18 protein-coding genes are annotated in these 22,544 nt (G+C 38.6%); 9 read left to right on the top strand and 9 right to left on the bottom strand.

Annotation, left to right across the window (positions count from 1 at the left end):
• Positions 1–12: 12 nt before the first annotated feature.
• The 3 genes from EXE09_RS05560 to EXE09_RS05550 all read right to left on the bottom strand — a co-directional run bounded on the left by EXE09_RS05560 (position 13) and on the right by EXE09_RS05550 (position 4,357).
• Positions 13–2,298 (bottom strand): AAA family ATPase, encoded by a 2,286-nt coding sequence (locus EXE09_RS05560; protein ID WP_228257165.1) that lies wholly within the window; start codon positions 2,296–2,298, stop codon positions 13–15.
• A 133-nt stretch (positions 2,299–2,431) separates the two neighbouring features.
• Positions 2,432–3,199 carry a putative porin gene (locus EXE09_RS05555; protein WP_068975607.1) on the bottom strand — a complete coding sequence of 256 codons (768 nt, stop codon included), beginning with the start codon at positions 3,197–3,199 and terminating at the stop codon, positions 2,432–2,434.
• 300 nt (positions 3,200–3,499) lie between these two features.
• Positions 3,500–4,357, bottom strand: coding sequence for a putative porin (locus EXE09_RS05550; protein WP_130116605.1), 858 nt, complete (start codon positions 4,355–4,357; stop codon positions 3,500–3,502).
• A 189-nt stretch (positions 4,358–4,546) separates the two neighbouring features.
• Between EXE09_RS05550 and prfB the strand changes: the two genes are divergently transcribed.
• The 5 genes from prfB (at position 4,547) to EXE09_RS05525 (ending at position 9,450) form a co-directional block, all read left to right on the top strand.
• Positions 4,547–5,642, top strand: a protein-coding gene (gene prfB, locus EXE09_RS05545; protein WP_100249700.1) for a peptide chain release factor 2 whose coding sequence is annotated in 2 segments (ribosomal slippage) — positions 4,547–4,618 and positions 4,620–5,642 — 1,095 coding nt in all. Because the reading frame shifts where the segments join, the coding sequence is not laid out codon by codon here.
• 182 nt (positions 5,643–5,824) lie between these two features.
• The gene (locus tag EXE09_RS05540) at positions 5,825–6,124 is read left to right on the top strand and encodes an ArsR/SmtB family transcription factor (RefSeq protein WP_087512036.1); all 300 of its coding nucleotides are present in this window, start codon (positions 5,825–5,827) and stop codon (positions 6,122–6,124) included.
• Positions 6,125–6,162: 38 nt separating this feature from the next.
• Positions 6,163–7,221, top strand: a complete 1,059-nt coding sequence (locus EXE09_RS05535) for an alkene reductase (protein ID WP_130116604.1) — start codon at positions 6,163–6,165, stop codon at positions 7,219–7,221.
• A gap of 238 nt (positions 7,222–7,459) precedes the next feature.
• The gene (locus tag EXE09_RS05530) at positions 7,460–8,740 is read left to right on the top strand and encodes a 3-deoxy-D-manno-octulosonic acid transferase (RefSeq protein ID WP_130116603.1); all 1,281 of its coding nucleotides are present in this window, start codon (positions 7,460–7,462) and stop codon (positions 8,738–8,740) included.
• Positions 8,737–9,450, top strand: coding sequence for a 16S rRNA (uracil(1498)-N(3))-methyltransferase (locus EXE09_RS05525; RefSeq protein ID WP_130116602.1), 714 nt, complete (start codon positions 8,737–8,739; stop codon positions 9,448–9,450). The genes EXE09_RS05530 and EXE09_RS05525 overlap by 4 nt, the downstream gene beginning before the upstream one ends.
• Here the strand turns inward: EXE09_RS05525 and EXE09_RS05520 are convergent.
• Entirely contained in the window at positions 9,433–10,410 is a 978-nt protein-coding gene (locus EXE09_RS05520) for a mechanosensitive ion channel family protein (RefSeq protein ID WP_068975614.1), read from the bottom strand. The two genes, EXE09_RS05525 and EXE09_RS05520, sit on opposite strands and share 18 nt — an antisense overlap.
• A 159-nt stretch (positions 10,411–10,569) precedes the next feature.
• Positions 10,570–11,151, bottom strand: a complete 582-nt coding sequence (locus EXE09_RS05515; RefSeq protein WP_130116601.1) for a DUF805 domain-containing protein — start codon at positions 11,149–11,151, stop codon at positions 10,570–10,572.
• A gap of 292 nt (positions 11,152–11,443) precedes the next feature.
• Here EXE09_RS05515 and acs point away from each other — a divergent pair, with 292 nt between their 5' ends.
• Positions 11,444–13,387 carry an acetate--CoA ligase gene (acs, locus tag EXE09_RS05510; RefSeq protein ID WP_130116600.1) on the top strand — a complete coding sequence of 648 codons (1,944 nt, stop codon included), beginning with the start codon at positions 11,444–11,446 and terminating at the stop codon, positions 13,385–13,387.
• A gap of 616 nt (positions 13,388–14,003) precedes the next feature.
• On the top strand, positions 14,004–15,182 hold the full coding sequence (locus tag EXE09_RS05505; RefSeq protein ID WP_130116599.1) for an acyl-CoA dehydrogenase family protein: 1,179 nt from the start codon (positions 14,004–14,006) through the stop codon (positions 15,180–15,182).
• Positions 15,183–15,286: 104 nt separating this feature from the next.
• Here EXE09_RS05505 and ampC read toward each other — a convergent pair whose 3' ends face one another.
• The 3 genes from ampC to msuE form a co-directional block, all read right to left on the bottom strand.
• Positions 15,287–16,450 (bottom strand): class C beta-lactamase, encoded by a 1,164-nt coding sequence (gene ampC, locus EXE09_RS05500; RefSeq protein ID WP_130116598.1) that lies wholly within the window; start codon positions 16,448–16,450, stop codon positions 15,287–15,289.
• Positions 16,451–16,595: 145 nt separating this feature from the next.
• Positions 16,596–17,720, bottom strand: coding sequence for a dimethylsulfone monooxygenase SfnG (gene sfnG / locus EXE09_RS05495; RefSeq protein ID WP_130113241.1), 1,125 nt, complete (start codon positions 17,718–17,720; stop codon positions 16,596–16,598).
• A 42-nt stretch (positions 17,721–17,762) separates the two neighbouring features.
• Entirely contained in the window at positions 17,763–18,500 is a 738-nt protein-coding gene (msuE, locus tag EXE09_RS05490) for an FMN reductase (RefSeq protein ID WP_130116597.1), read from the bottom strand.
• A 377-nt stretch (positions 18,501–18,877) separates the two neighbouring features.
• Between msuE and EXE09_RS05485 the strand changes: the two genes are divergently transcribed.
• Together EXE09_RS05485 and EXE09_RS05480 are read left to right on the top strand one after the other, a co-directional pair.
• Positions 18,878–19,531 carry a response regulator gene (locus EXE09_RS05485; RefSeq protein ID WP_068975621.1) on the top strand — a complete coding sequence of 218 codons (654 nt, stop codon included), beginning with the start codon at positions 18,878–18,880 and terminating at the stop codon, positions 19,529–19,531.
• A 175-nt stretch (positions 19,532–19,706) separates the two neighbouring features.
• Complete coding sequence (locus EXE09_RS05480) at positions 19,707–20,918, top strand: MFS transporter (protein WP_130116596.1); 1,212 nt, start codon at positions 19,707–19,709, stop codon at positions 20,916–20,918.
• Between the two features lie 392 nt (positions 20,919–21,310).
• On the opposite strand, the gene EXE09_RS05475 is transcribed toward EXE09_RS05480, so the two are convergent.
• Positions 21,311–22,327, bottom strand: a complete 1,017-nt coding sequence (locus EXE09_RS05475) for an alpha/beta hydrolase (protein WP_130116595.1) — start codon at positions 22,325–22,327, stop codon at positions 21,311–21,313.
• Between the last annotated feature and the right edge of the window lie 217 nt (positions 22,328–22,544).

The raw sequence follows: 22,544 nt of genomic DNA, 5'->3' as shown, positions 1-22,544 counted from the left end.
TTCCGAAATAATTTATCCTCTTTCAAGTACACCAGTCATGTGTGAATATTCATTATGAATTCTATCTGTCAGAGTTTTGTAAATTTGTTCACCCCAAAAAGCTTTTAGTTGCGTATCTAGCTGATATTTAGAAGACGGAAATTTATAAAAAGTATAAATTTCTAAGAATTTTCGTGCATTATTTCCAAAATTATAAAAAATATGAAAGTTTGAATCATCAATCTGATTTACAGTCGCACATTTATAAATTTGATCAAATAAAAAGTTAAATTCTGTTAAAAACTTACTTAAATAAAGAGGCATTTCTTTAATCGTGGAAAAATTATCATGCCTTTGAATTAAATAGTAACTAGCCTTTCTATTTTCCTCTTTAACAAAGCCAATAGAGCGATCTTGTTCAGCACCAGTTATTCTTCTTAAATACTTTAAAAATTCTAGATTATGAGTTGATATAAAAAGTTGAGAATATTTTTTATCCTTACAAATTTTTTCTTCAATTAGAGAAAAGATAAAGAAAATATGATTGCTATCTAAACTACTAATAGGATCATCTATCCAAATAATTGGCTTATTGCCTTTATCTAAATCATCTTGAATTTTTGCTAAGAAATAGCAAAAAGATATGAGACTTTGTTCGCCTTCACTTAAGTTATGTGCTTTACAGCCATTACGTTGAATTTCAAAATAAATATTTTGTGCATGTGGATTTTCAATAGCTTGTAGACTTAATGCTTGATGACCAAAGTCATGATTAAGAATATCGTTGATACGGGTACAGGCTTCACCTTCAGATTTTAATTTATCCTCTTCATTTTTAATTTCTACTGTTATTTCAGTCTTGCGAGTTTGAAGTGTTGAAAGTGCTATTTTTAATGGCTCGATAGCTTGCAAAGCTGAGTTTATGTCTAAATTTTGTTGAGTGTAATTAATATCTTGTAAGAAATGATAAACATGATTTAAACGTAAATCTTTTTTTGCTTCCTTTTGTTGGTTTGTTAGTAGATCAGTCTGCTGAATACATTGTGTACGTATTTTTTCAATTTTCTCAATTACTTTCTTGATTTCATCTGTGTGATCAGGCGGATATGAGGTTTCTAAACTTGTAAATAGATGCCCATTTTTGTTTGCTAATAAGGTTTTAAGTTGTTCAAGTACTTCTTTTTGTTTTTCAAGAATAGTGGTTAGTTCTACTTTTAGTGGTAAAAGCTCAGTATGATACTGTTGATAATAATGGTCTATATTAAAATTGATTTTGAAGTGTTCACCATTAATTAAGTTTGTTAAGTGTTCAATGCCTTTTGTAATACGGGTCTGAAGGTTTTGAGTTTCTAGGTCAAAATGCTGAGCTAGTTCTTGGTGTCTTTTAGCAGAAATTTCATTTGTACAAAATGCGCAATGAGTGCGATCTTTATGCAATGTATGACCTGTTTGTACCCATGAGTTTAGAGAAGGATTATTTTGTAATTCTCCTATCTTATTTGAACCACCAACAACAGTTTTTAGAATCTTAGTTGTTACTTCTACAAGTTGTGAAAAATTTAGATTGTAAGTAGAAAGTTCAGGAGGATTGGGTAATTCATTTTGGCTTATTAGAGCTTTTTTTGTGATTAGTTGATCATCAGTCAATATTTGAAAGTTAGAACTTTGAACTTCAGCAATCTCATTTTTGAGTTTCGTTACATTGTAATTAATATCACCAAATAAAGAATGCTGATTCTTAACTGAATCAGAATTCCGTGTGGCTTTATCTGTGAGTAATTTTTCTAAATCACGTTCCTTAGACTTATGATCTTCTGTAGCGTTTTTTACTTCATTCTCTTTATTCTGAATATCAAGGAAGACACCAGATTTAATATTTTCTTCATTTAAGCCTAATTCAGCATTTAACTCATGAATTCGATCTAAAATCTGCTGATTATCACCGCCTAATGTCACTGAAAAAGATTCAATGTTTGCATTTTCATCATGGATGAATTTTAAATTTTCTTTGACAAAATCTGAATTATAGACATGAATTGGATGAGTGAATGTCGATAGACTATTGTGTGAAATGATTGAGTTATCAGACAGTTCAATTTTAAAATTAGGATTGTCGTATTTAGGAGGAGTATCTTGCTTTTCTAAAGATCGGATGATTTTCGATAAGCTAGTTTTACCAGAGTAATTTCGACCATAAAAAATGTTGATATCTTTAAAGTCATAAGTTTTGTTATTTCCAATATCGAGATTTTGATCCCAATGAAAGTTTTTGAAAATTGAAAAGTTCCCAATTTCTTTTATTTTGATGATTTTTGTCACAATAACCCCAGTAATTTTAAAGTTAATATTTTTATATTTAAACTACTGAAATATTTAAATTTTTCAAGCTCTATTTCTTGAAACAAAAAACCAGCCTTTCGACTGGTTTTCTTTTACATTTAAATCGGATGGATTAGAAACGATAACCTGCACGAACACCATAAGTGTTGTAATCATCACCGAAACCAACACGACCTTCTAAGCTTACGTTTTGGTTAAAGAATTTCTTCGCAGAAATACCAAACTCGTCACGATTAGTTAAGTCATTGTTGTAGTAATCAGCACCAACGCTTAAAGTTTTATCTAAGTACAAGTCACCACGTACTTTATACTCATCTAGGTCACCGAACGCACCAAATGCTTCAAAGTTAGCGTCATATTGACCGACTTTCGTTACATACTTCGCACGAACAGTTGGGTCAGCACCATCATCACCATGCTTTTCGTCATAACCTGTTACACCAAGCGCAAGCAATAAGCCAGCAGTTGGTAAATAACCCACTTCTGCACCATAAGTTGTTACCTTACGATCAATCGGTGTGTTATCAACTTCATATTCATCACGACCTACACGACCACTAACATAGAAGTCAGAACCAGGTACATAATACTCAAGACCTGCGCCGTATTGAGTGTCTTTCACGCCGTCATTGTTGGCATAATTTACATTGGCTTTTACATTACTTGCGCGATCTAAAAATGCAGCTTCATTCAATGGTGAATTGCGTGTTTGAACTGGTTTAAAGTAATAAGTTCCATCAACACCAAACTGATGAGTAGCATCAAAATCATCTGGGTCATTATATGTATATGAACCACCCACTTCTGCTTGATATGCATGTGCAGTGCCAGTCATAACGAGTGCCGAGAAAACTGCTGAAGCGATTGTTAATTTTTTCATGGTTGATCCCCTCTGAAAATGATTCGTTTCGATATACATTTTTTGTTACAACTTTAAGTCTAGGTGAAATAAATAAATCGTCAACCCAAGTAAGTAATCAAACTGTAATATAGGTAACTTTGTGTAATTTTTAAATACTAAGTGATTGAAATTAATAAATTAATTTTCATGTTTTGTTTTATTAAAACTGTGTGGGAAATGTGGATATTGGTGGGTTTTGCGTAAATTTCAGACATGTTTTGAAATAAAAAAGGCACTCTGTTTAAAGAATGCCTTTTTAAAAACGACAGTTTTTACAACTTAGAAACGGAATGTCGCGTTGATATTGTATGCTTGTACATCATCACCAAAGCCAATTGCAGCACCAACCGCAGCAACGTCATTGATGAAGTATTTTGTACGAAGTGTAAAATAATCGACTGCGTCAGTATCTTTTTCATCTTGACGTTCGTATGCAGTACCAATGCTAAATGCTTTATTTAAGTAGTAATCTGCACCGATTTCATAATGGTCAGTATCACCAAATGTACCATTCGCTTCTAAGTTTACATACTGACCAGATGGGCCTACAGGAGCAACATATTTTGCTGTTACAGCGAATGCTGCATCATCATCGCCATCATTTTCACCATAATAACCATCTACACCCGCAGCAAGAAGTAAGTTGCTGATCGGGGTAAAACCGACTAATGCGCGGTAAGTTGTTACATCATAATCATCTTTGACTGTTGTTTTTGCGTTGGCAAAACGATATTCAGATTCATCTTTGAGGCGACCAAAACCAACTTCAGCATTTGCATAGAACTGTTCATAAAAATATTCTAAGCCACCCACAACATGGTGAATTTCACGCTCGTCTTTAGCAAGCGCATAACTATTGCCGAAATCGTCGATATAATCTTTGCTTTCCATATAGTTATATGTGTATTTTGCATAAACATTGCTGTTATGACCTAAGAAAGCAGCTTCATTTAAAGGGCCAGTTTTGCTTTGTACTGGGTTAAAATAATAGGTGCCTTTGATATCAAATTGATCATCTGTATCGATGAAGTCATTGTCATGATCAAGATAAGTAAAGCCACCATCTAATTGAACATTGTAGGCGAAGCTTGAAGAAGCAAGCGTTGTGATCGCAATTGCGAGTAGTGAGCGTTTCATTGTTGTGACCCTAATTTAAGTTGTTGTTGTCAAAAAAATGTAATATTGGTTATAAAGCGTGCGTATTTTTCATAAATATTAAACTGTGGTCAATTGCTTTGTTAGACAAGAAAAGCAATATCTCAACTTTTTTCACTCTGTGGTAGAATGCGTCCGAATTAAAAAACAGCCAATGTGAGATTAAAACTCGTGGAAATTAATCCTTATCTATTACAGCTAAAAGACTTAAATGACCGTGGTCTAACACTACGGGGGTATCTTTGACTACGATCTGAAGAAAGAGCGTTTAGAAGAGGTTCTCCGCGAGTTAGAAGATCCTGCGATCTGGAATGATCAAAGCCGTGCGCAAGCCATGGCAAAAGAAAAAGGCGAACTGGAAAACGTACTCAACGTTTTAGAAGGTTTAGCTACACAAATTGAAGATGCACAAGCACTTTTAGATTTAGCTGTTGAAGCAGATGATGAAAGTCTATTGGCAGATGTACAGGCTGAGTTAGATACAGCAGAAGCAGAATTGGCGAAGCTTGAATTCCGTCGTATGTTCAGCAACCCTATGGACCCGAACCCATGTTATGTGGAAATTCAAGCAGGTTCAGGTGGTACAGAAGCACAAGATTGGGCGTCCATGTTGTTGCGTATGTATATGCGTTGGATCGAACGTCATGGCTTCAAAGCTGAATTGATGGAAGAATCTGATGGTGATGTAGCAGGGATTAAATCTGCAACCATCCGTGTTGAAGGTGAGTATGCATACGGTTGGTTACGTACCGAATCTGGCGTACACCGTTTAGTCCGTAAGTCACCATTTGACTCAGGTAACCGTCGTCATACCTCATTCTCAGCAGTGTTTGTATCGCCTGAAGTCGATGATAATATTGAAATTGATATTAACCCTGCCGATGTCCGTACTGATACTTATCGTGCGTCTGGTGCGGGTGGTCAGCACATTAACAAAACTGACTCTGCGGTACGTTTAACTCACGCACCAACTGGTATTGTGGTGGCATGTCAGAACCAGCGTTCACAACATGCCAACCGTGACCATGCTTGGAAGCAGTTACGTGCAAAATTGTATGAACTGGAAATGAGTAAGCGTAACGAAGCTGCGCAGGCACTTGAAGATTCTAAGTCTGATATTGGTTGGGGCAGTCAGATTCGTTCATACGTTTTAGATGACTCACGGATTAAAGACTTGCGTACTGGTGTGGAAAATTCCAACACAGGTGCGGTGCTGGATGGTGATCTGGATAAATTTATTGAAGCGAGTTTAAAGCAAGGGCTTTAATTCGGCGCGTTTTTCATCAAATTTTTCTATTTAAATTGTGATAAATAGCAAAGCTTTATCGGTATCTTTACAATATATCTAAAATATTCGATATTAAAATCGAAAAAATACGATATATTATCTACAAAGATGCTGAATAGAGCTTTGCTCAAAATTGGATGTATCTGATACGGGTTGTGGCTATGGATATTGATTTAATTTCTAAAGCATTGGCAAATCCGACTCGACGCCAGATTTTGGAGTGGTTGAAAAATCCACAACAGTATCTGTGTGAAGAGCAGTGCGGTGGCTTTAGTCGTGGCATATGTGCAGGGAATATCGAAAAACTCGGTAATGTCTCTCAGTCTACGATGTCTAATCATTTGTCAGTTTTGCAACAGTCAGGATTAATTCAAGCAGAAAAGTATGGTCAATGGTCGTACTTTTCACGTAATGAAGTTCTTATTCAGCAATATATTGAATACTTAAAAAACTCGCTTTAACTCCTGATTCGGGTTGGAAAGCGAGTGATGAGGCAAATATGGCTGAACTTAATTCTCCCCTTGTTCTAGGCGATTTACATCTCAAAAATCGTGTCATCATGGCGCCACTCACACGCAGTCGTGCAACAGCTGATCGTGTTCCAACTGCAATGATGGCGGAATACTATGCGCAACGTGCCAGTGCAGGTTTAATCATTTCCGAAGCGACAGTGATTTCTGAAGAAGCCAATGGTTATTTAAATACCCCAGGGCTTTTCACAGATGCACAAGTAGAAGGTTGGAAATTGACCACTCAAGCCGTGCATGACAAAGGTGGTTTAATCCTCGCACAATTGTGGCATGTGGGTCGTGTTTCGCATCCTGATCTTCTCAATGGTGAAACGCCTGTATCTGCAAGTGCCGTACAACAAGCGGGTCAGGTGAGTTTACTGCGTCCAAAACGTGATTATGTTGTACCACGTCCTTTGGAAATCTCTGAAATTAAAAGCATTGTTGAGCAATATAAACAGGCTGCAATCCGTGCCAAAGATGCGGGTTTTGATGGCGTTGAACTGCATGCTGCCAATGGTTATCTGATCGATCAATTCTTACAAAGTTCAACCAATCAGCGTGAAGATGAGTATGGTGGTTCAGTTGAAAATCGTGTCCGATTATTGCTGGAAGTGACTGATGTATTGATTGAGGTTTGGGGAGCAAGTCGTGTTGGCGTGCATCTTGCGCCACGTGGCGATGAGCATGATATGGGTGATGCTGATCCACGTGAAACCTTTGGTTATGCTTTGGAGCAGTTAGGAAAGCGTAAGATTGCGTTCTTCTTTACCCGTGAATATCTGGCTGATGACAGTATCAGTGAAGTTATGAAGCAGCGTTCAGGTGGTGTGCCTTATATTGCCAATATGAAGTTAAGCCGTGATGATGCAATTGCGTTACTGGCTTCAGGCAAAGCGGATGCGGTGTCTTTTGGTAAGGCTTATATTGCCAATCCTGATCTGTTTGAGCGTTTGGTTCAGAATGCACCTTTGAATGAACTGGTGTTTGAAAATATGATCGGTTCGCAAACGGCGGAAGGGTATATTGATTATCCTGCTTTGGTTTAATTCAGTGATTTAGTTTTATAAAAAACAGCCCTTCATCCTCTTGCGGAGTTTTACTCCTCATCCCAAAGGGAGAAGGGACTTTCATTATTTTATTGAGAATAGCGCTAAATAATATTGTTCTTACTGTCCAAAAAAAAGATATTGTGATTTTTCACAACAATTCGTTAAATATTATTCATTAACAACTGAATATAGCTCTGTTATATTTGCCCATTAAATTGATTCTGGGGCATTCTGTTTGGCTACTCCTTTCTGGTATAACGCAGCACTGACGATCGTCAAACCTTTGTATCGTTCACGAATAAAAAAACGTGCGCAAAATACAACGGAATATCAACAGGAATGTCTTGAACGTTTTGGCCCATTTCAGCCTGCTAAAAACTTGCAAACGATATGGTTTCATTGTGTTTCTGTGGGTGAAACCAATGCTGCACAGCCATTGATCGAGCATTATTTAAAATTGGGTCATACAGTTCTTGTGACCAATACTACCAAGACAGGGCAGGCACGTTCTAAATCGTTATTCTTAAAAGCGCCCTATGAAGCGTTATTTCAGGCAGTGTATTTACCTGCGGATCAAAAATATTTAATCGCTGATTTTTATCAGAAATATAAGCCTAAATTGTTGATTCTTGTGGAAACAGAACTGTGGCCAAACCTGATTGATCAAGCCAAAGAATTCAAAGTTCCCTGTATTTTGGTCAATGCACGTCTTTCGGAAAAATCAGCCAAAGGTTATGGCAAAGTGCCGAGTTTGACCCATCCGATGCTGCAAAAACTGGATCGTTTATTGGCGCAGGACTTGGCAACGCAGCAGCGTTTTATTGCTTTAGGCAGTCAGCCAGATCACACTGAAGTAGTGGGAAGTATCAAATTTGATATTTCAGCACCTGAGAAATTTGTACAGAAAGCTCAACAATTACAGCAGGATTGGAATTTAAGTTCCCGTAAAATCATTACGATTGCGAGTACCCATTCTCCTGAAGAAGAAAAACTGCTTACCGCTTTTAAACCGTTTTTGGAACAGTATTCGGATTGGCTTCTCATTGTCGTACCACGTCATCCTGAGCGTTTTGATGAAGTGTTTAATATTGCTCAAAGTCTGAATTTAAATACCCAACGTCGTAGTTTAAACCAATCTATTCAATCGGATACTCAGGTGTATTTAGCCGACAGTATGGGTGAAATGTGGCTGTGGTATGCCTTAAGTCAGGCTTGTTTCGTCGGTGGGTCGCTGAATGAACCTGGTGGTGGACATAATATTTTAGAACCGATGGTTTTAGATGTACCGACAGTAATTGGTCCAAATTATTTTAATTTCCAAGCCATTGTCGATGAGTTTATTCAGGCAGATGCAGTTGCGGTCGGGCAGTCTGTGGATGAAGTGACACAGTTACTGGTTCGTTGTCTGCAAAATCAGGTATTTGCACAGCAACTCAGTCAGCATGCGATTGAAGTATTGAATAAAAATAAAGGGTCTTTGCAAAAGCATATTGCAGTGATTGATGCCTATCTATGAACATCGTTCTGTTAGACCCGCGTCAGACTGAATCTGAAATTTGGACTATTAGCTCCAAACGACAGCTTGAACATTTACTTACCCATGTCGGTGTCAAAGTCGGTGATACGCTGAAAGTTGGGATTCGTGAAGGTAAGCGCTATTCAACTGAAATTATTGATATTTCAGAAAATTCGATTCAGCTCAAACCGCTAAAAGAAGAATCTGTCCCTGAAAAATTACCTGTCACGCTGATTGTGGCTTTACCACGTCCCAAAGTTTTACGTCGTTTAATTATGGATGCGATTACACTGGGTGTGGATAAGTTGATTATTATCCACAGTTATCGCGTGGATAAAAGTTACTGGCAAACTCCATTCCTACAACAGCTTGATCATTTTGTGACATTAGGCTTAGAACAAGCTGGTGACACGATTGCACCGAAAATTGAGTTATATAAACGTTTTAAACCTTTTGTTGAAGATGTATTACCCACCATGATCAGTGAACAAAACCCTGCTTATGTCGCACATCCTTATACAGATTTAAAAATGCCCTATGCGGTTGATCATTCATGTACGGTGATCATTGGACCTGAGGGTGGTTTTATTCCTTATGAAATTGATTTACTCATAAAAAACGGCTGCCAAGCGGTGAGTTTAGGCAACCGAATTTTAAGAACTGAAACCGCAATTCCCTATGTACTAGGACGTTTATTTAGCGCGACCTGAGTCGTTTTCATCTACAGATGGATCACCACGATAGACTTTGACTTCTTGAACTGGATAAGGAATTGAGATGTTATTTTCAGCAAAGGCATCCAATACCAATTCTTGAATTTCACTGATAGATGAAGCCGTGAGCACTTGACTGGTATCTACCCACCAACGCACGGTTAAATTCACAGAAAAATCAGCAAGTGCTGTTACGTTTACCGAGAAACCCGGTTGGCTTAAAATGCGTTGATCTTTATCCAATAACTTTAAAATAATATCTTTGGCTTTTTGCACATCATCTTCATAACCAATACCCACCACAAACTCACAACGACGACGTGGATATGCTGTATTTACAGTTACTGCACTGGTATAGACTGTCGCATTGGGAATTACGATACGACGACCATCTGGTGAACGGAGGAATGTCGCACGGATTTGAATATCTTCAACGGTTCCTTCCATGCCTGTGACGATAATGTCATCACCGATTTTAAATGGCTCAGAAATTAGAATCAGAATCCCTGAAAGTAAATTTTGGAAAATATCTTTAAATGCAAAACCGATTGCAACAGAACCAATCCCAAGAGCACTCATCAATTGACCTGGTGTAAAACCAGGGATAGCAATCACCATGGCGATCAAGAAACCAAAGAACATAATCGCAGTACTACCCACACGGTTCAAAACTAGAACCAAGTTTTGACGAGTATAGTTACGATTGGATAAGGTTTTACGGACAAAGAATTTAAACAGCTTAGACAATAACCAGAAAATGGTAATGACGACTAAAGCAATAGTTAAATAAGGCAGACGTTCCCAAAAACCATCTACAAATTTGTCGATCGTTGAGTAGGCATCGTTATATTTTGCAGTATGTTGAATCACGGATTGCGCCGTTTTTTCACCTGCAGATTGGATGAGTTGGGTGGTGTCTTGCGCGACCTCACTTAATTTATTTGCTTCTTCAGCCACTATCGTGTCCAGTAAAATGATTGTGATATTTTGCCTGAAATTTCAAAGATGTTCAGCATTGATTACAGTTTTTCGTATAACTTGTAAACAAAGTTTAAACTTGTCATTTAATCATTCACATTGATCAATCATCTTCTTACTTAAAAGGCTTTCAGAAATTTAAAAATATTGTGTGCCTTTTTGAATAATTTCATGGGGTTGTTCAATTTCACCTGAACCCATCATAAACGAAATCACACTCGCAGAAGCAAATAGCCCAAGTACAAAGAAAATAATCATTAACCACGCAACAATTTTTTCAATAAAAGCAGATGAACGTGGGTATCCAAAACGATTGGGATGTTGTTCACCGCGTGCTAAAAGCAGATAAAGCAATGTAAAAAATTGAATAATCGGAATAAAAAGTAAGAGAATAAGCCAGCCAGACTTATTACGATCATGGAAACGACGAATAATAATGACAGCCAATCCATAAAGATAAAAACAGCTGAGAAATAAATAAGCAATTTCACCCATTCCAGAAATTGAGGTCATCGCATGTTGGCTGAGATGTAAGTTATTTAAATTAAGCACGCCAAAAAAGACGCTCAGGGCAACTGCTATAACGGACACTAAAATGTGGAGTAATCCAAACCAAGCAATATAACTGAGGCGATTGAAACGCCCATGTATTGAAAGAGGATGGTCTGCTTTGGGAGAGGTTTTTTTTGAAAAAAAAGTTGAGGCGTGTTGCGTTGACATATAGAAGTTGTCCAGATCAAGAAATTCGGTAAGGAAATGTTTTTTTCTGAAAAAAGACATATGCATGTACCACAACAAATTATAAGATCAAAAATAGTACATAGATATTGAAAATTCGAATGTTTTGGCAAATGACTGAGCATTTTTCGATGGTTAAAGTGACGCCCGTGTCTACGACCAAAGCACAATTGTTAACCAAAATGAGCTATCGTAATACTGAAAAGATGCAACAAATAAAATCAATAACGTAGGCATACATTCCGAGATGGAATGCAAAATCAAGGAAGTGATTATGAAAGAAATCTATCCAGTTCCAGAACAATTTGTAAAAACAGCAAGAACCAATGAACAACAGTATTTTGAACGTTACCAACAGTCTGTAGAACATCCAGATGAATTCTGGGCAGAAGCAGCCAAAAAACTTGACTGGATTAAACCCTTTACACAAGTGAAGAATACCAGTTATGACCCCGATCATTTCAAAATCGAGTGGTTTGCAGATGGACAGTTAAACGTTAGTGAAAACTGCCTAGATCGTCATTTAAAAGAACACCCATTGAAACCTGCGATTATTTGGGAGGGGGATCATCCGTCACGTCATAAAATAATCTCTTTTGAAGAGTTGCATGATGAAGTCTGTCGTTTCGCCAATGTCTTGAAGAAAAATGGTGTCAGCAAAGGTGATCGTGTGGTGCTGTATATGCCAATGATTCCAGAGGCGGCGATTGCAATGTTGGCCTGTACCCGAATTGGCGCTGTGCATTGCGTGGTCTTTGGTGGTTTCTCACCAGATTCTTTGGCGAGTCGTATTGATGACAGTCAGGCAAAATTGGTGGTTACTGCTGACCAGGGGATGCGTGGTGGTAAAACCATTCCACTCAAAGAAAATGTCGATGCAGCCCTGCAACTGGAAGGTACATCATCAGTACAAAATATGATTGTGGTGCACCGCACAGGGCATCCGATTACGATGAAAGAAGGTCGTGATCTGTGGTATCACATGGAAATCATGACCGTCACGGATATTTGTCCACCTGAACAAATGAATGCGGAAGATCCACTCTTCATTCTGTATACCTCGGGTTCTACCGGAAAACCGAAAGGGGTGTTGCATACCACAGGTGGCTATCTGACCTATGTAAATTCAACTTTCCGTGAAGTTTTTGATATTAAACAGAATGATGTGTTCTGGTGTACAGCAGATGTTGGCTGGATTACGGGGCATTCTTATGTTGTATATGGCCCATTATCCAATGGTACGACCACAGTGATGTCCGAAGGTATTCCGCAATATCCAAGCTGGGCACGTACAGGGCATATTGTCGATAAACACAACATCACCATTTTATATACAGCGCCAACTGCGATTCGCGCGATGATGCGTGAGGGTGATGCCTATGTCCGTGAAAGTGACCGTAGCAGTTTACGTCTATTAGGCACTGTGGGTGAGCCGATTAATCCTGAAGCATGGAATTGGTATTACACGGTTGTTGGTGAAAGCCGTTGTCCAGTTGTAGATACATGGTGGCAAACTGAAACAGGCGGTATTTTGATTTCCCCACTTCCTGGTGCTACAGCGGTTAAACCAGGCTCTGCAACACGCCCTCTATTTGGCGTACAGCCAGCTTTGGTCGATGCAGATGGCAATGAACTTGAGGGTGAGGCTGAAGGGAATTTGATTATCAAAGATTCTTGGCCTGGGCAAATGCGGACCATTTGGGGCGACCCTGAGCGTTTTATTGAAGCGTATTTCTCAACTTACCCTGGATCGTATTTCACTGGTGATGGGGCACGACGTGATAAAGATGGGTATTATTGGATCACAGGACGCGTTGATGATGTTCTGAATGTTTCGGGGCATCGTTTAGGCACCGCTGAAATTGAAAGCGCTTTGGTGGCGCATGAAAAAGTCGCTGAGTCTGCCGTCGTTGGTATGCCACATGATATTAAAGGTCAGGGCGTTGCTGCTTATGTCACTTTGCAGGCAGGTGAAGTTGAAACGGAAGAATTGCGTCAGGAACTGGTGGCATGGGTACGTAAGGTTTTAGGTCCTGTTGCAACTCCTGATGCAATTTATTGGGCGCCATCATTGCCAAAAACCCGTTCAGGAAAAATCATGCGCCGTATTTTGCGTAAGATCGTTGCCAATGAGCTGGATAGTCTGGGAGATACTTCAACACTGGCAGACCCGAGTGTGGTGGATCAGTTGATTAAAGAAGTTCAGGCGAACAGTTGATTTGATCTTTAGATTCACATGCATTGGAAGTTCCTTCCCTTGCGCCATATATGGCTCAGGGAGAAGGCTAGGATGAGGGGGCTTTGAAGATGAGGGCTCACTTGTGAAGTTTTACTCCTTATCCCACAGGGAGAGAGGACTTTTCTTGATTAACTGATGTTACGCACTTCAAAAGAAATGCATTTTTTAAAACAGCTTTAAACTTACTAGACGGAGTCTTACATCAAAAGTTTTGATTTAGGGATTAGCCTTCGGCTCGACCTACTTTTCTTTCGGGAAAAGTAGGCAAAACCATTGTCATCCGCAAAACTCGACAAATACCATCTTTTGATTGATATATCGCAGAAACATTAATTTACAGATGTAGTCCTGCCTCAAACACGTTGCGGATGACGTTATCGCGTATCCACTTTTTATTGAGATGCGATCTACAATTTGATATTACTGTGTAACATCAGCGATTAATATAAAAGTTAAATACCGTTCGCTTCAGGCTAGCGGTATTTTTGTATATCGCTCAGTATTTTCAAAATAGTGCATAAGCACAGCAAGCATTCAGATAAAGCCGTTCAGGATGATCTGCTAAGCTAAAAATATTGAAAATAAGGACAGTCACATGAATGCGCCACAGGTTTTAAACAGATCTCCCCTCGAAATTGCCCAAAAACTTGCAGTGCAATTTGCACAAACTGCTGCAGAACGGGATAAAACAGGAGGAAATCCGAAGTATGAGCGTGATCTGATTCGTCAAAGTGATTTGCTTGGGCTGTCTATTCCTACGCAATATGGTGGACAAGGTGCAGATTGGAAAACCATTTTCCAGACCATTCGTACCATTGCCCAAGTGGATAGTTCATTGGCGCATGTCTATGGCTTTCACCACTTATTGATTGCGACAGTGCAATTATTTTCCCAGCCTGAGCAATATGCAAAATGGTTTGAAGGTACGGCTAAGAATAATCTGTTTTGGGGCAATACTTTAAATCCATTGGATCAACGAACGACAGCAACTCAAATCTCAGAGAATGAATATATTTTTCAGGGGGATAAAAGTTTTTGTTCAGGTTCGATCGATTCAGATATTTTGCTGTGTTCAGGTTTTAATGAAGCAGGGAAATTATTGATTGGGGTGATTCCTACTGCGCGTCAGGGCGTAAGTTTTTTAGGTGATTGGAACAATATGGGACAACGCCAAACCGATAGTGGTACAAGCCATTTTGAGCAGGTCAAAATTTCCAAACATGAATTGTTACTCAACCCAGGCCCTTTAAGTACACCGTATTCGAGTGTACGTCCGCTGATTGCACAACTGATTTTTGTGCATTTATTTTTAGGTGTGGCTGAGGGGGCTTTTGAAATCGCCAAAGAGACCGTACAAAGTCAAAAAGCATGGTCAAAATCGTTGGCTGAAAATGCAGTGAATGACCCATTTACCCAAAAGCATTTTGCTGAATTTTATGTGCAGCTTGAAAGTGTACGTTTACTTGCAAATAAAGCCGTGGAAAGCTTGCAGGATGCGTGGAATGTAGGTGAGAATTTAACAGCAGAACAGCGTGGGCAGGTATCTGTTGCGATTGCGACTGCGAAAATTGCAGCGACGAATACGTCGTTATATGTGACGCAGAATATTTTCCAGGTTATGGGGGCGAGAGCGACCACTGCAAAACTGAATTTAGATCGTTTTTGGCGTAATGTACGTACGCAGACTTTGCATGATCCGATTGATTATAAATATCAGGAAGTCGGTGAGTGGGTGCTGACAGGAAAAGTACCTGATCCGAGTTTTTATTCTTAAGAAAAATAACATCTTTCAGTTTTATGATGACCTCTTAACGGGAAATGTTAAGAGGATTCATTTTATGTGGTTATTCAACTGGCATTTTTAGAGTCATGTCGATTTTACTGCAATGAATGAAATACCTCATACGCAGCTTTGATGCGTTCAGGATTCGGTATTTTTTTGTTCATCAACATCACTAAGCCAAACTTTTCTTCAGGAATATAAATAATATAAGAACCAAAACCGTTGGTAGAACCAGTTTTGTGGAAGACCTTTGAGCCAGTCTCAACTATTATCTTTTCAACAGGGTTTGATTGCATGACAATACGTTCAGAGTTACTTTCCAGTAAGGTCTGTAATGTCGCTGGATAAGTAAACTTTTCCCATCCGAGTGCTTGAGTCATGTCTCCAATTTTATAATAACCTGTATGTGTAGCCTTAATCGCAGGTTTGATCGTTGCTCTGGCAAGCTCAGGGTCTATGTTTAAATTGATAAAATGTAACAGATCACTCAGGTTCGATTTCACGCCATAGGCTTGAGTATCAAAAGCCCCTGCAGTCACACGTATTGGCTGATTCTTTTGATTATAACCAAAAGCATAATTTTTCAGTTGTTGTCTAGGTACTTGAATATAGGTGTGTTTGAGATCGAGTTGCGGGTAGATGACTTGCTCTGATAAGGTTTTAAAAGGCATTTTCATCGCTTTAGCCGTCAACTCACCGAACAGCCCTATACTTGGGTTGGAATATTGACGGTATTTTCCAATCGGATTTTTGATGTGCCAGTTTTGAAAATATTGAATAATTTCGGCATCCGTCTGTATTTGATCAGGAAACTGTAAAGGAAGATTGCCACTGGTGTAAGTTGCCAATTCCAGCAGCGTAACTTGATTGATTTCTGAGTTTTTGAGTGCTGGCAGATATTGTGCAGGGTAATCCTGAAGGGACATTTTTCCAAGATTTTGCGCATACGTTCCCGCAATAGCAGTAAATATTTTACTGACTGAACCTAATTCAAAAAGGGTATTTTTATTTACCTTTTTATGGTCAGCAATAGACTGTAAACCTGAATATTGTTCGTAACTTTTTCCCTTATAGTTCACGCCGATTGCCATACCTGCGACATCATATTTTTTCATCAGGGGCTGAAATGACTGGTTTATCGCTTTTTCAACCTTGAGTTGATCTGAAGGTATTCCTGTCTGACTGGTATTTGCAGTGGTGATGCTTGTACAACTGATAAAAAAGCAGAAAATAGCGGTGCTTTTATTGAAAAACAACATACAGGAACATCTTCCATTCGAGACAAACTGTCTGAATAACATGTTGATTAACGATTTAAAAGAAAAAAATCCCTCAAGCCGAGTCATGAGGGAAAACTAAAAACCTTATTTTTGATTATTTATTGTTATTTTCTAAGCACATCCTTTAAGCGGATTTTGCTGTAATTTGATTCTTTTGAGCCTCCTCTAATTCACGAACCAATGGCAACACCTTTTCCCCAAAATATTCGACTTCTTCAATGAAATGTAAGAAACCTGAAAGGACTAAATCCACACCGACACTTTTTAACTCGACAATACGTTCAGCAATCTGTTGTGGTGTGCCAATTAAGTTGGTTTTGAAACCATCGTTATATTGCACTAAGTCTTCAAAAGTAGATTTTGCCCAGTTGCCTTCGCCTTCTTTTGAGGCTGCACCTGCTTCACGGGTGGCATCACCAAAGGCATTGACGGCTTCAACATTGGCTTTGGCAATAATTTCCTGCAGTACCGCTTGTGCTTCTTCTTCAGTGTCACGGGCGATAATAAAAGCATTTACGCCAATTTTAACTTGATGATTATTGGCTTTGGCTTTTTCACGAATATCATCAATCTGCTTTTTCAACTCAGCAGGGGTGTTGCCATTGGTAAAGTACCAGTCAGAAACACGAGAAGCCATGTCACGTGCAGCACGTGAACTGCCACCTTGGAATACTTCAATATGCGGTTTTTGCACAGGTTTTGGCTTTAATGTGTAATCTTTAAACTGATAATATTTACCATCAAAGCTATAGTTGTCCGTTGTCCAGATGCCCTTTAAGGTACGGATAAATTCTTCAGAACGGACATAACGTTCATCATGTTCAGGCCAAGGCTCACCAATCGCATCAAACTCGCCACGGAACCAGCCACTCACGACATTAATTGCAACACGTCCATTGGTTAAGTAATCAATGGTTGCCAATTGTTTGGCAGCGAGCGCAGGCTTCCAAGGACCAGGTAGAATTGCCGCAATGACTTTTAACTTTTCAGTCTTTGCTAAAAGTGCATGACTAAAACTTACCGATTCATGTTGATTCTCAGCACCATAACCTGCGGTAAAACGAATTTGCGTCAGCGCATATTCAAAACCACTTTTTTCAGCAGCTTGCGCCAAACGCACATTGTAGTCATAGCTCCAATCGGTACGTTGCTCAATATTACTCACAACTAAGCCACCACTGACGTTGGGAACCCAGTAGGCAAATTTAATTGAATTTTGGTCTGTGGAAGTAAATTGTTTTTGTGACATGTGATGACCCTCTATTTTTATTATCTATATACGAGGTTGCGCTTAGGCAACCTGTGTTTTCGGTGTTTTAGATTTGGCATGCAAACGAGATTCAGCAGCATCTAAGTTTGGAATTGCTGCGGATGGAAGCACTTCTTCTTGCTCAATTTGTTTGTTAATGCCTAGGTTTTGATTGGCTTGTTCGGTTTTCGATTTCACTACTTCAGCACGCTGACCTTTGGCAGGCGCCCACTCTAAAATAGGTAATGCACGAGCAACGGCAAGCGTGATACGGTCACGTAAAAACTCGCTGTGAATGGTGTATTCAGGCGTGAAGTCACGATCTGTGGCATAGACACCAATTGGTAAAGTCTGCGCCTGGAAGAAGCTGAACAATGGGCGTAACTGATGCTCAAGTACTAAAGCATGACGGTCTGAACCACCTGATGCAGCCAATAATACTGGTACATCAACAAGTGCAGTTTGTTCAACAAAGTCAAAGAAATGTTTAAAAAGACCGGTGAATGAGGCACGATATACAGGTGTACCGACAATTAAAGCATCTGCTGCTTCTACGGCAGCTAAATCATCCTGCACACGTTGAGGCAATTGATTACGATAAATTGCACCACCGAGTAAATGTCCAATTTCACTGAATTTAATGAAATGTACATTGATTGGTGTTGCTTCACCCAGCTCATCCAAAATCGCCTGAACAAGTGCTTCGGTTTTTGAAGGGTTATTTAAGCCACCAGATACAGCGACGATGTTGAGTGGTTTTTGTTGGGTATAAAAAGACATTTTGGCAACCTAATAAATTAAATCTCGGAATGCCTTTTATTTATCTATATCTGCCTATTGCTGTAAAATAACGAAAAAAAAATTGGTTATCATTTTTTGAGATAAATGAGAAATTGCTGAAATAAGTAACGAATGATCAAATTAAGTGTTTGAAGCTAAATATTATTCGTAATTAGAATAACTAATTCTTTTTAAAATATTTATTTTATATGTAAATGTGATATTTAAATCTCAAATTTGAGTAATAACATAAAAAGTGTAGGGAATTTTCATTAAAGCCAACAAATCATTTAAAAATTCGTTAATATTTCCGTATCCTAAATACTAATAGTACGGTTAGAATGGAATAACTGTGCTAGAGATCTCTCGCTTCGCTTATGAATATTTTAATCGTTGATGATCATCCACTGTTTCGCCATGCGCTCATTCAGGCGGTTCGCTATAGTTTGCCACAAGCTCAAATCAGTGAAACTGCAGCTGTAAATGAATTTTATGAACGTTTGGAAAATGGTCCAGAACCAGATTTAGTCTTATTGGATTTGAACTTACCCGGTGCATCAGGTTTCTCTGCATTAGTACACGTTCGTGCGCAGTATCCATCGATTCCGATTATTGTGGTTTCTGCACATGAAGAAGCATCTATTATCCAGCGTGCGATCGCACATGGCGCGATGGGCTATATTCCAAAATCAGCACATCCAAGTCATATCGGTGAAGCGATTCGTCAGGTTTTAGAAGGTGATATTTGGTTACCGCCAAATTTACCTGCTGCCAATATGAATTTTGACCCGCGTGCGGCAGATGAAACCGCTTTGGCTGAACGTATTCAATCTTTAACACCTCAACAGTTCCGTGTGTTGATGATGGTGGCGGAAGGTTTACTAAATAAGCAAATCGCCTATGAACTTGATGTGTCAGAAGCAACGATCAAAGCACATGTTACGGCAATCTTCCGTAAGCTCGGCGTACAAAATCGTACTCAAGCCGTATTAGCCATCAATGCTTTAAACATTGAAGAGAAGAAAGTTTAATTGCTTATCATTTTGAGTGGTTTATTTTGACTTAGTTTGAATGCTGAAAACAAATAAATGACGACAACTGCAAAATGATTGAAGATTTAAAAAGCGTGTATGGAGCTATACACGCTTTTTTGCTTTTATGAACACTTAAAAATAGGCGTATACTGATTCTATCTCATGAACAATGATGGCTGAAATGTCTGAGTCTACGCCTTATATTGAGTATGGTACAAAACCTTTTATTGCGATTCTCCTGTCGCTGTTCTTAGCAGGATTTGCTGTGTTTTCATCATTGTACTGTGTGCAACCGATGATGCCATTCTTAGCAAAATTCTTCCACGTCACACCGACCCACAGTAGTTTTCCGCTGTCATTCTCAACCATCGCTTTGGCACTGGGTTTACTATTTGCAGGACTGATTTCAGATCGTTTTGGTCGAAAGCAGATCATGGCAATCTCGCTATTCTCTACGGCAATATTATTATTGATCAGTTCATTTTTGCCTTATTGGGAAGTTTTCCTTGCGACTCGAATGATGGTCGGACTGGCTGTAAGTGGTGTCGCATCTGTTGCGATGACTTATATTGGGGAGGAAATTGCCCAGAAAGATGTCGGCTTTGCCATGGGACTATATATTTCAGGTACTGCGATTGGTGGAATGGGCGGGCGTTTAATTGCAGGGGTATTGCTCGACTATATTTCATGGCAAACAGCAACCATGATCATTGGAATTTTAAATTTATTGATCGCCATTACTTTTTATCTCGCACTACCAGCTTCAAAACATTTCACATCTTATCCAATTCAATTCTCTCGTTTTATTGAGTCTTTTAAGAAAAATTTGTCTGACCCTAAACTTAGATTACTGTTCATCGAAGGTTTTATTCTTATGGGCTGTTTTGTGACAGTCTTTAATTACATGAGTTATCACCTACTGGAAAAACCATTTGAACTTTCACAAACATGGATTGGTTTGATTTCGATTGCTTATTTATCTGGAATTTATAGTTCACCACGTGCCGCTAGTTGGAGTCGTAAGTTTGGTCGGGATAAAGTTTTGATTGCCATGTTTCTAACGATGATTCTTGGTTTATGGATCATGTTAATCCCATCATTAACAATGATTTTGATTGGTTTATTGATCTTTACTTTCTCTTTCTTTGCAGCACATTCCACTTCAAGCAGTTGGGTGTCGGTACAATCTTTACAATATCGAGCTGTCGGTTCTTCCCTATATTTATTCTGCTATTACTTGGGTTCAAGTTTCTTAGGTAGTAGTAGCGGTTTGGTTTGGGAAAATTACGGATGGTTTGGTTTAACCGTGACCATTACATGTATTTTGTGTGTTGGGTTATTGGTGGCTTTTAAACTGAATCAGATGCAAAAAATATCTAAATAACTGATGTTAAGCACATTTAAAATAAAATGTCTTTTTAAAGCAATTTTAAAGCTTGCTTGACGGAGTCTTACATCAAGCATTTGAATTTAGGGATTAGCCTTCGGCTCGACCTACTTTTTTTTCGGAAAAATGAGAAGCGAAGCTTCGCAAGAAAACCACCTTGCGGAGCGTTGCTCCTCGCCGCAGAACTCGTCAGATTCTGTCAAAATATTGAATACACCACAGAAACATTTATAGTCAGAAGTAGTCTTGCCTCGGACAAATGCGGATGACGTTATCGCGTATCCACTTTTTTTCAGGATTCTAAATATGCATTTGATGTTACTGCGTAACATCAGTAAATAAAAAAACGGTGAATTGAATATCCTACAATTCACTATTCCCTCGATTTGCTAATTTTTAAGATTCTGTTGAATAAATTCAATGCTGCTTTTTTTCAGTTGTTCCAAGGCTTCTGCTTCAACAGGATAATGTCCACCTTTTGGTAACATGACGACTTGATGTGGAACAGACAATTGTTTTAATACAGGTTGGCTCAGTTCTAAGGGTGTCCAATGGTCTTCAGCGGGTTGAGTCAATAAAACAGGGCATTGCGTAAAATTTGAGATTTCATATTTTGGTCGATAATTCATATAACTATTTAAAAACTTAATCGACATGGTATTTCCTGCCGAAGTTTTGTCATTGAGCATGATTTTTAATGCATCTTTATCATTGCTTAAAGCGTACATTTTAGAAACCAATGACATCGGTAAAGCAATATTGCCGATAGGCGTCTTTGCACTCAGTTTCATACTCGGCAAAGTCATTGAACTAAGTGAGCTAAAACGCATCGTGCCTTTTTTTACCGCTAAATTTCTTTGATCGAGAAAGGTCATGCCGATAATACCTTTGACATTTTTATTCTGCATCGCTACATGTAAGGTCAGCATTCCTCCAGCAGATAAGCCGTATAAGAATATTGGACGTGAATCTTTTTTCGCTTCTGTATCAACAAAGTCACTGACGAGTTGCACCCAATCTTCATAGCGTATTTTACTTTTTTTAGGATATTGACTGAGTCCATAACCGATTAGATCAAGAGACATGGTTTCATAACCTGCCTGAGCCAGTGGATGACCGAGGACTAAGCTCATTTGACGACCATTGGTTCCCACACCATGTAATAAAATCACTTTAGCAGATGAATTGGGGCGCGGGTAGTAATCGACATGGACTTGATTCTCTTTCCATGACCAAAAGTATTCTTGTGGTAACTGATCTTGGGTTAAACGATAATTTTCTGGCATGCGATCTTGTAATTCTTTCCATGCTTTTTGTTCAGCATAAGACTGTTCTTTTGCTGCATGTGTGGAAATAAAGCTTTGTAAGAACACCAGTATGGAGACGATAAATCTTTTTATTGGCATCAGTCATCACCTATTTATTTTGTCTATACAATAAATAAAATGGCGCAAAATGGATTGACAATTGGGACAAACATCACATTTTAATGGTCAATATTTAGACTATGAAATTGATTTTTAATTTGATTTAAAACCACCATTTGTCGGTTTTTTGAATTTCTTAGGAGTCATCTTCTACATTTTAAAAATTAGGTTGTTTTTTAATCAATGAAAATGAATT

The organism is Acinetobacter sp. WCHAc060025, from assembly GCF_004209355.1.
Taxonomy (GTDB): Bacteria; Pseudomonadota; Gammaproteobacteria; order Pseudomonadales; family Moraxellaceae; genus Acinetobacter; species Acinetobacter wuhouensis.
Note: the sequence above shows the minus strand (reverse complement) of the source record. Positions and strands in the feature narration are given on the sequence as shown.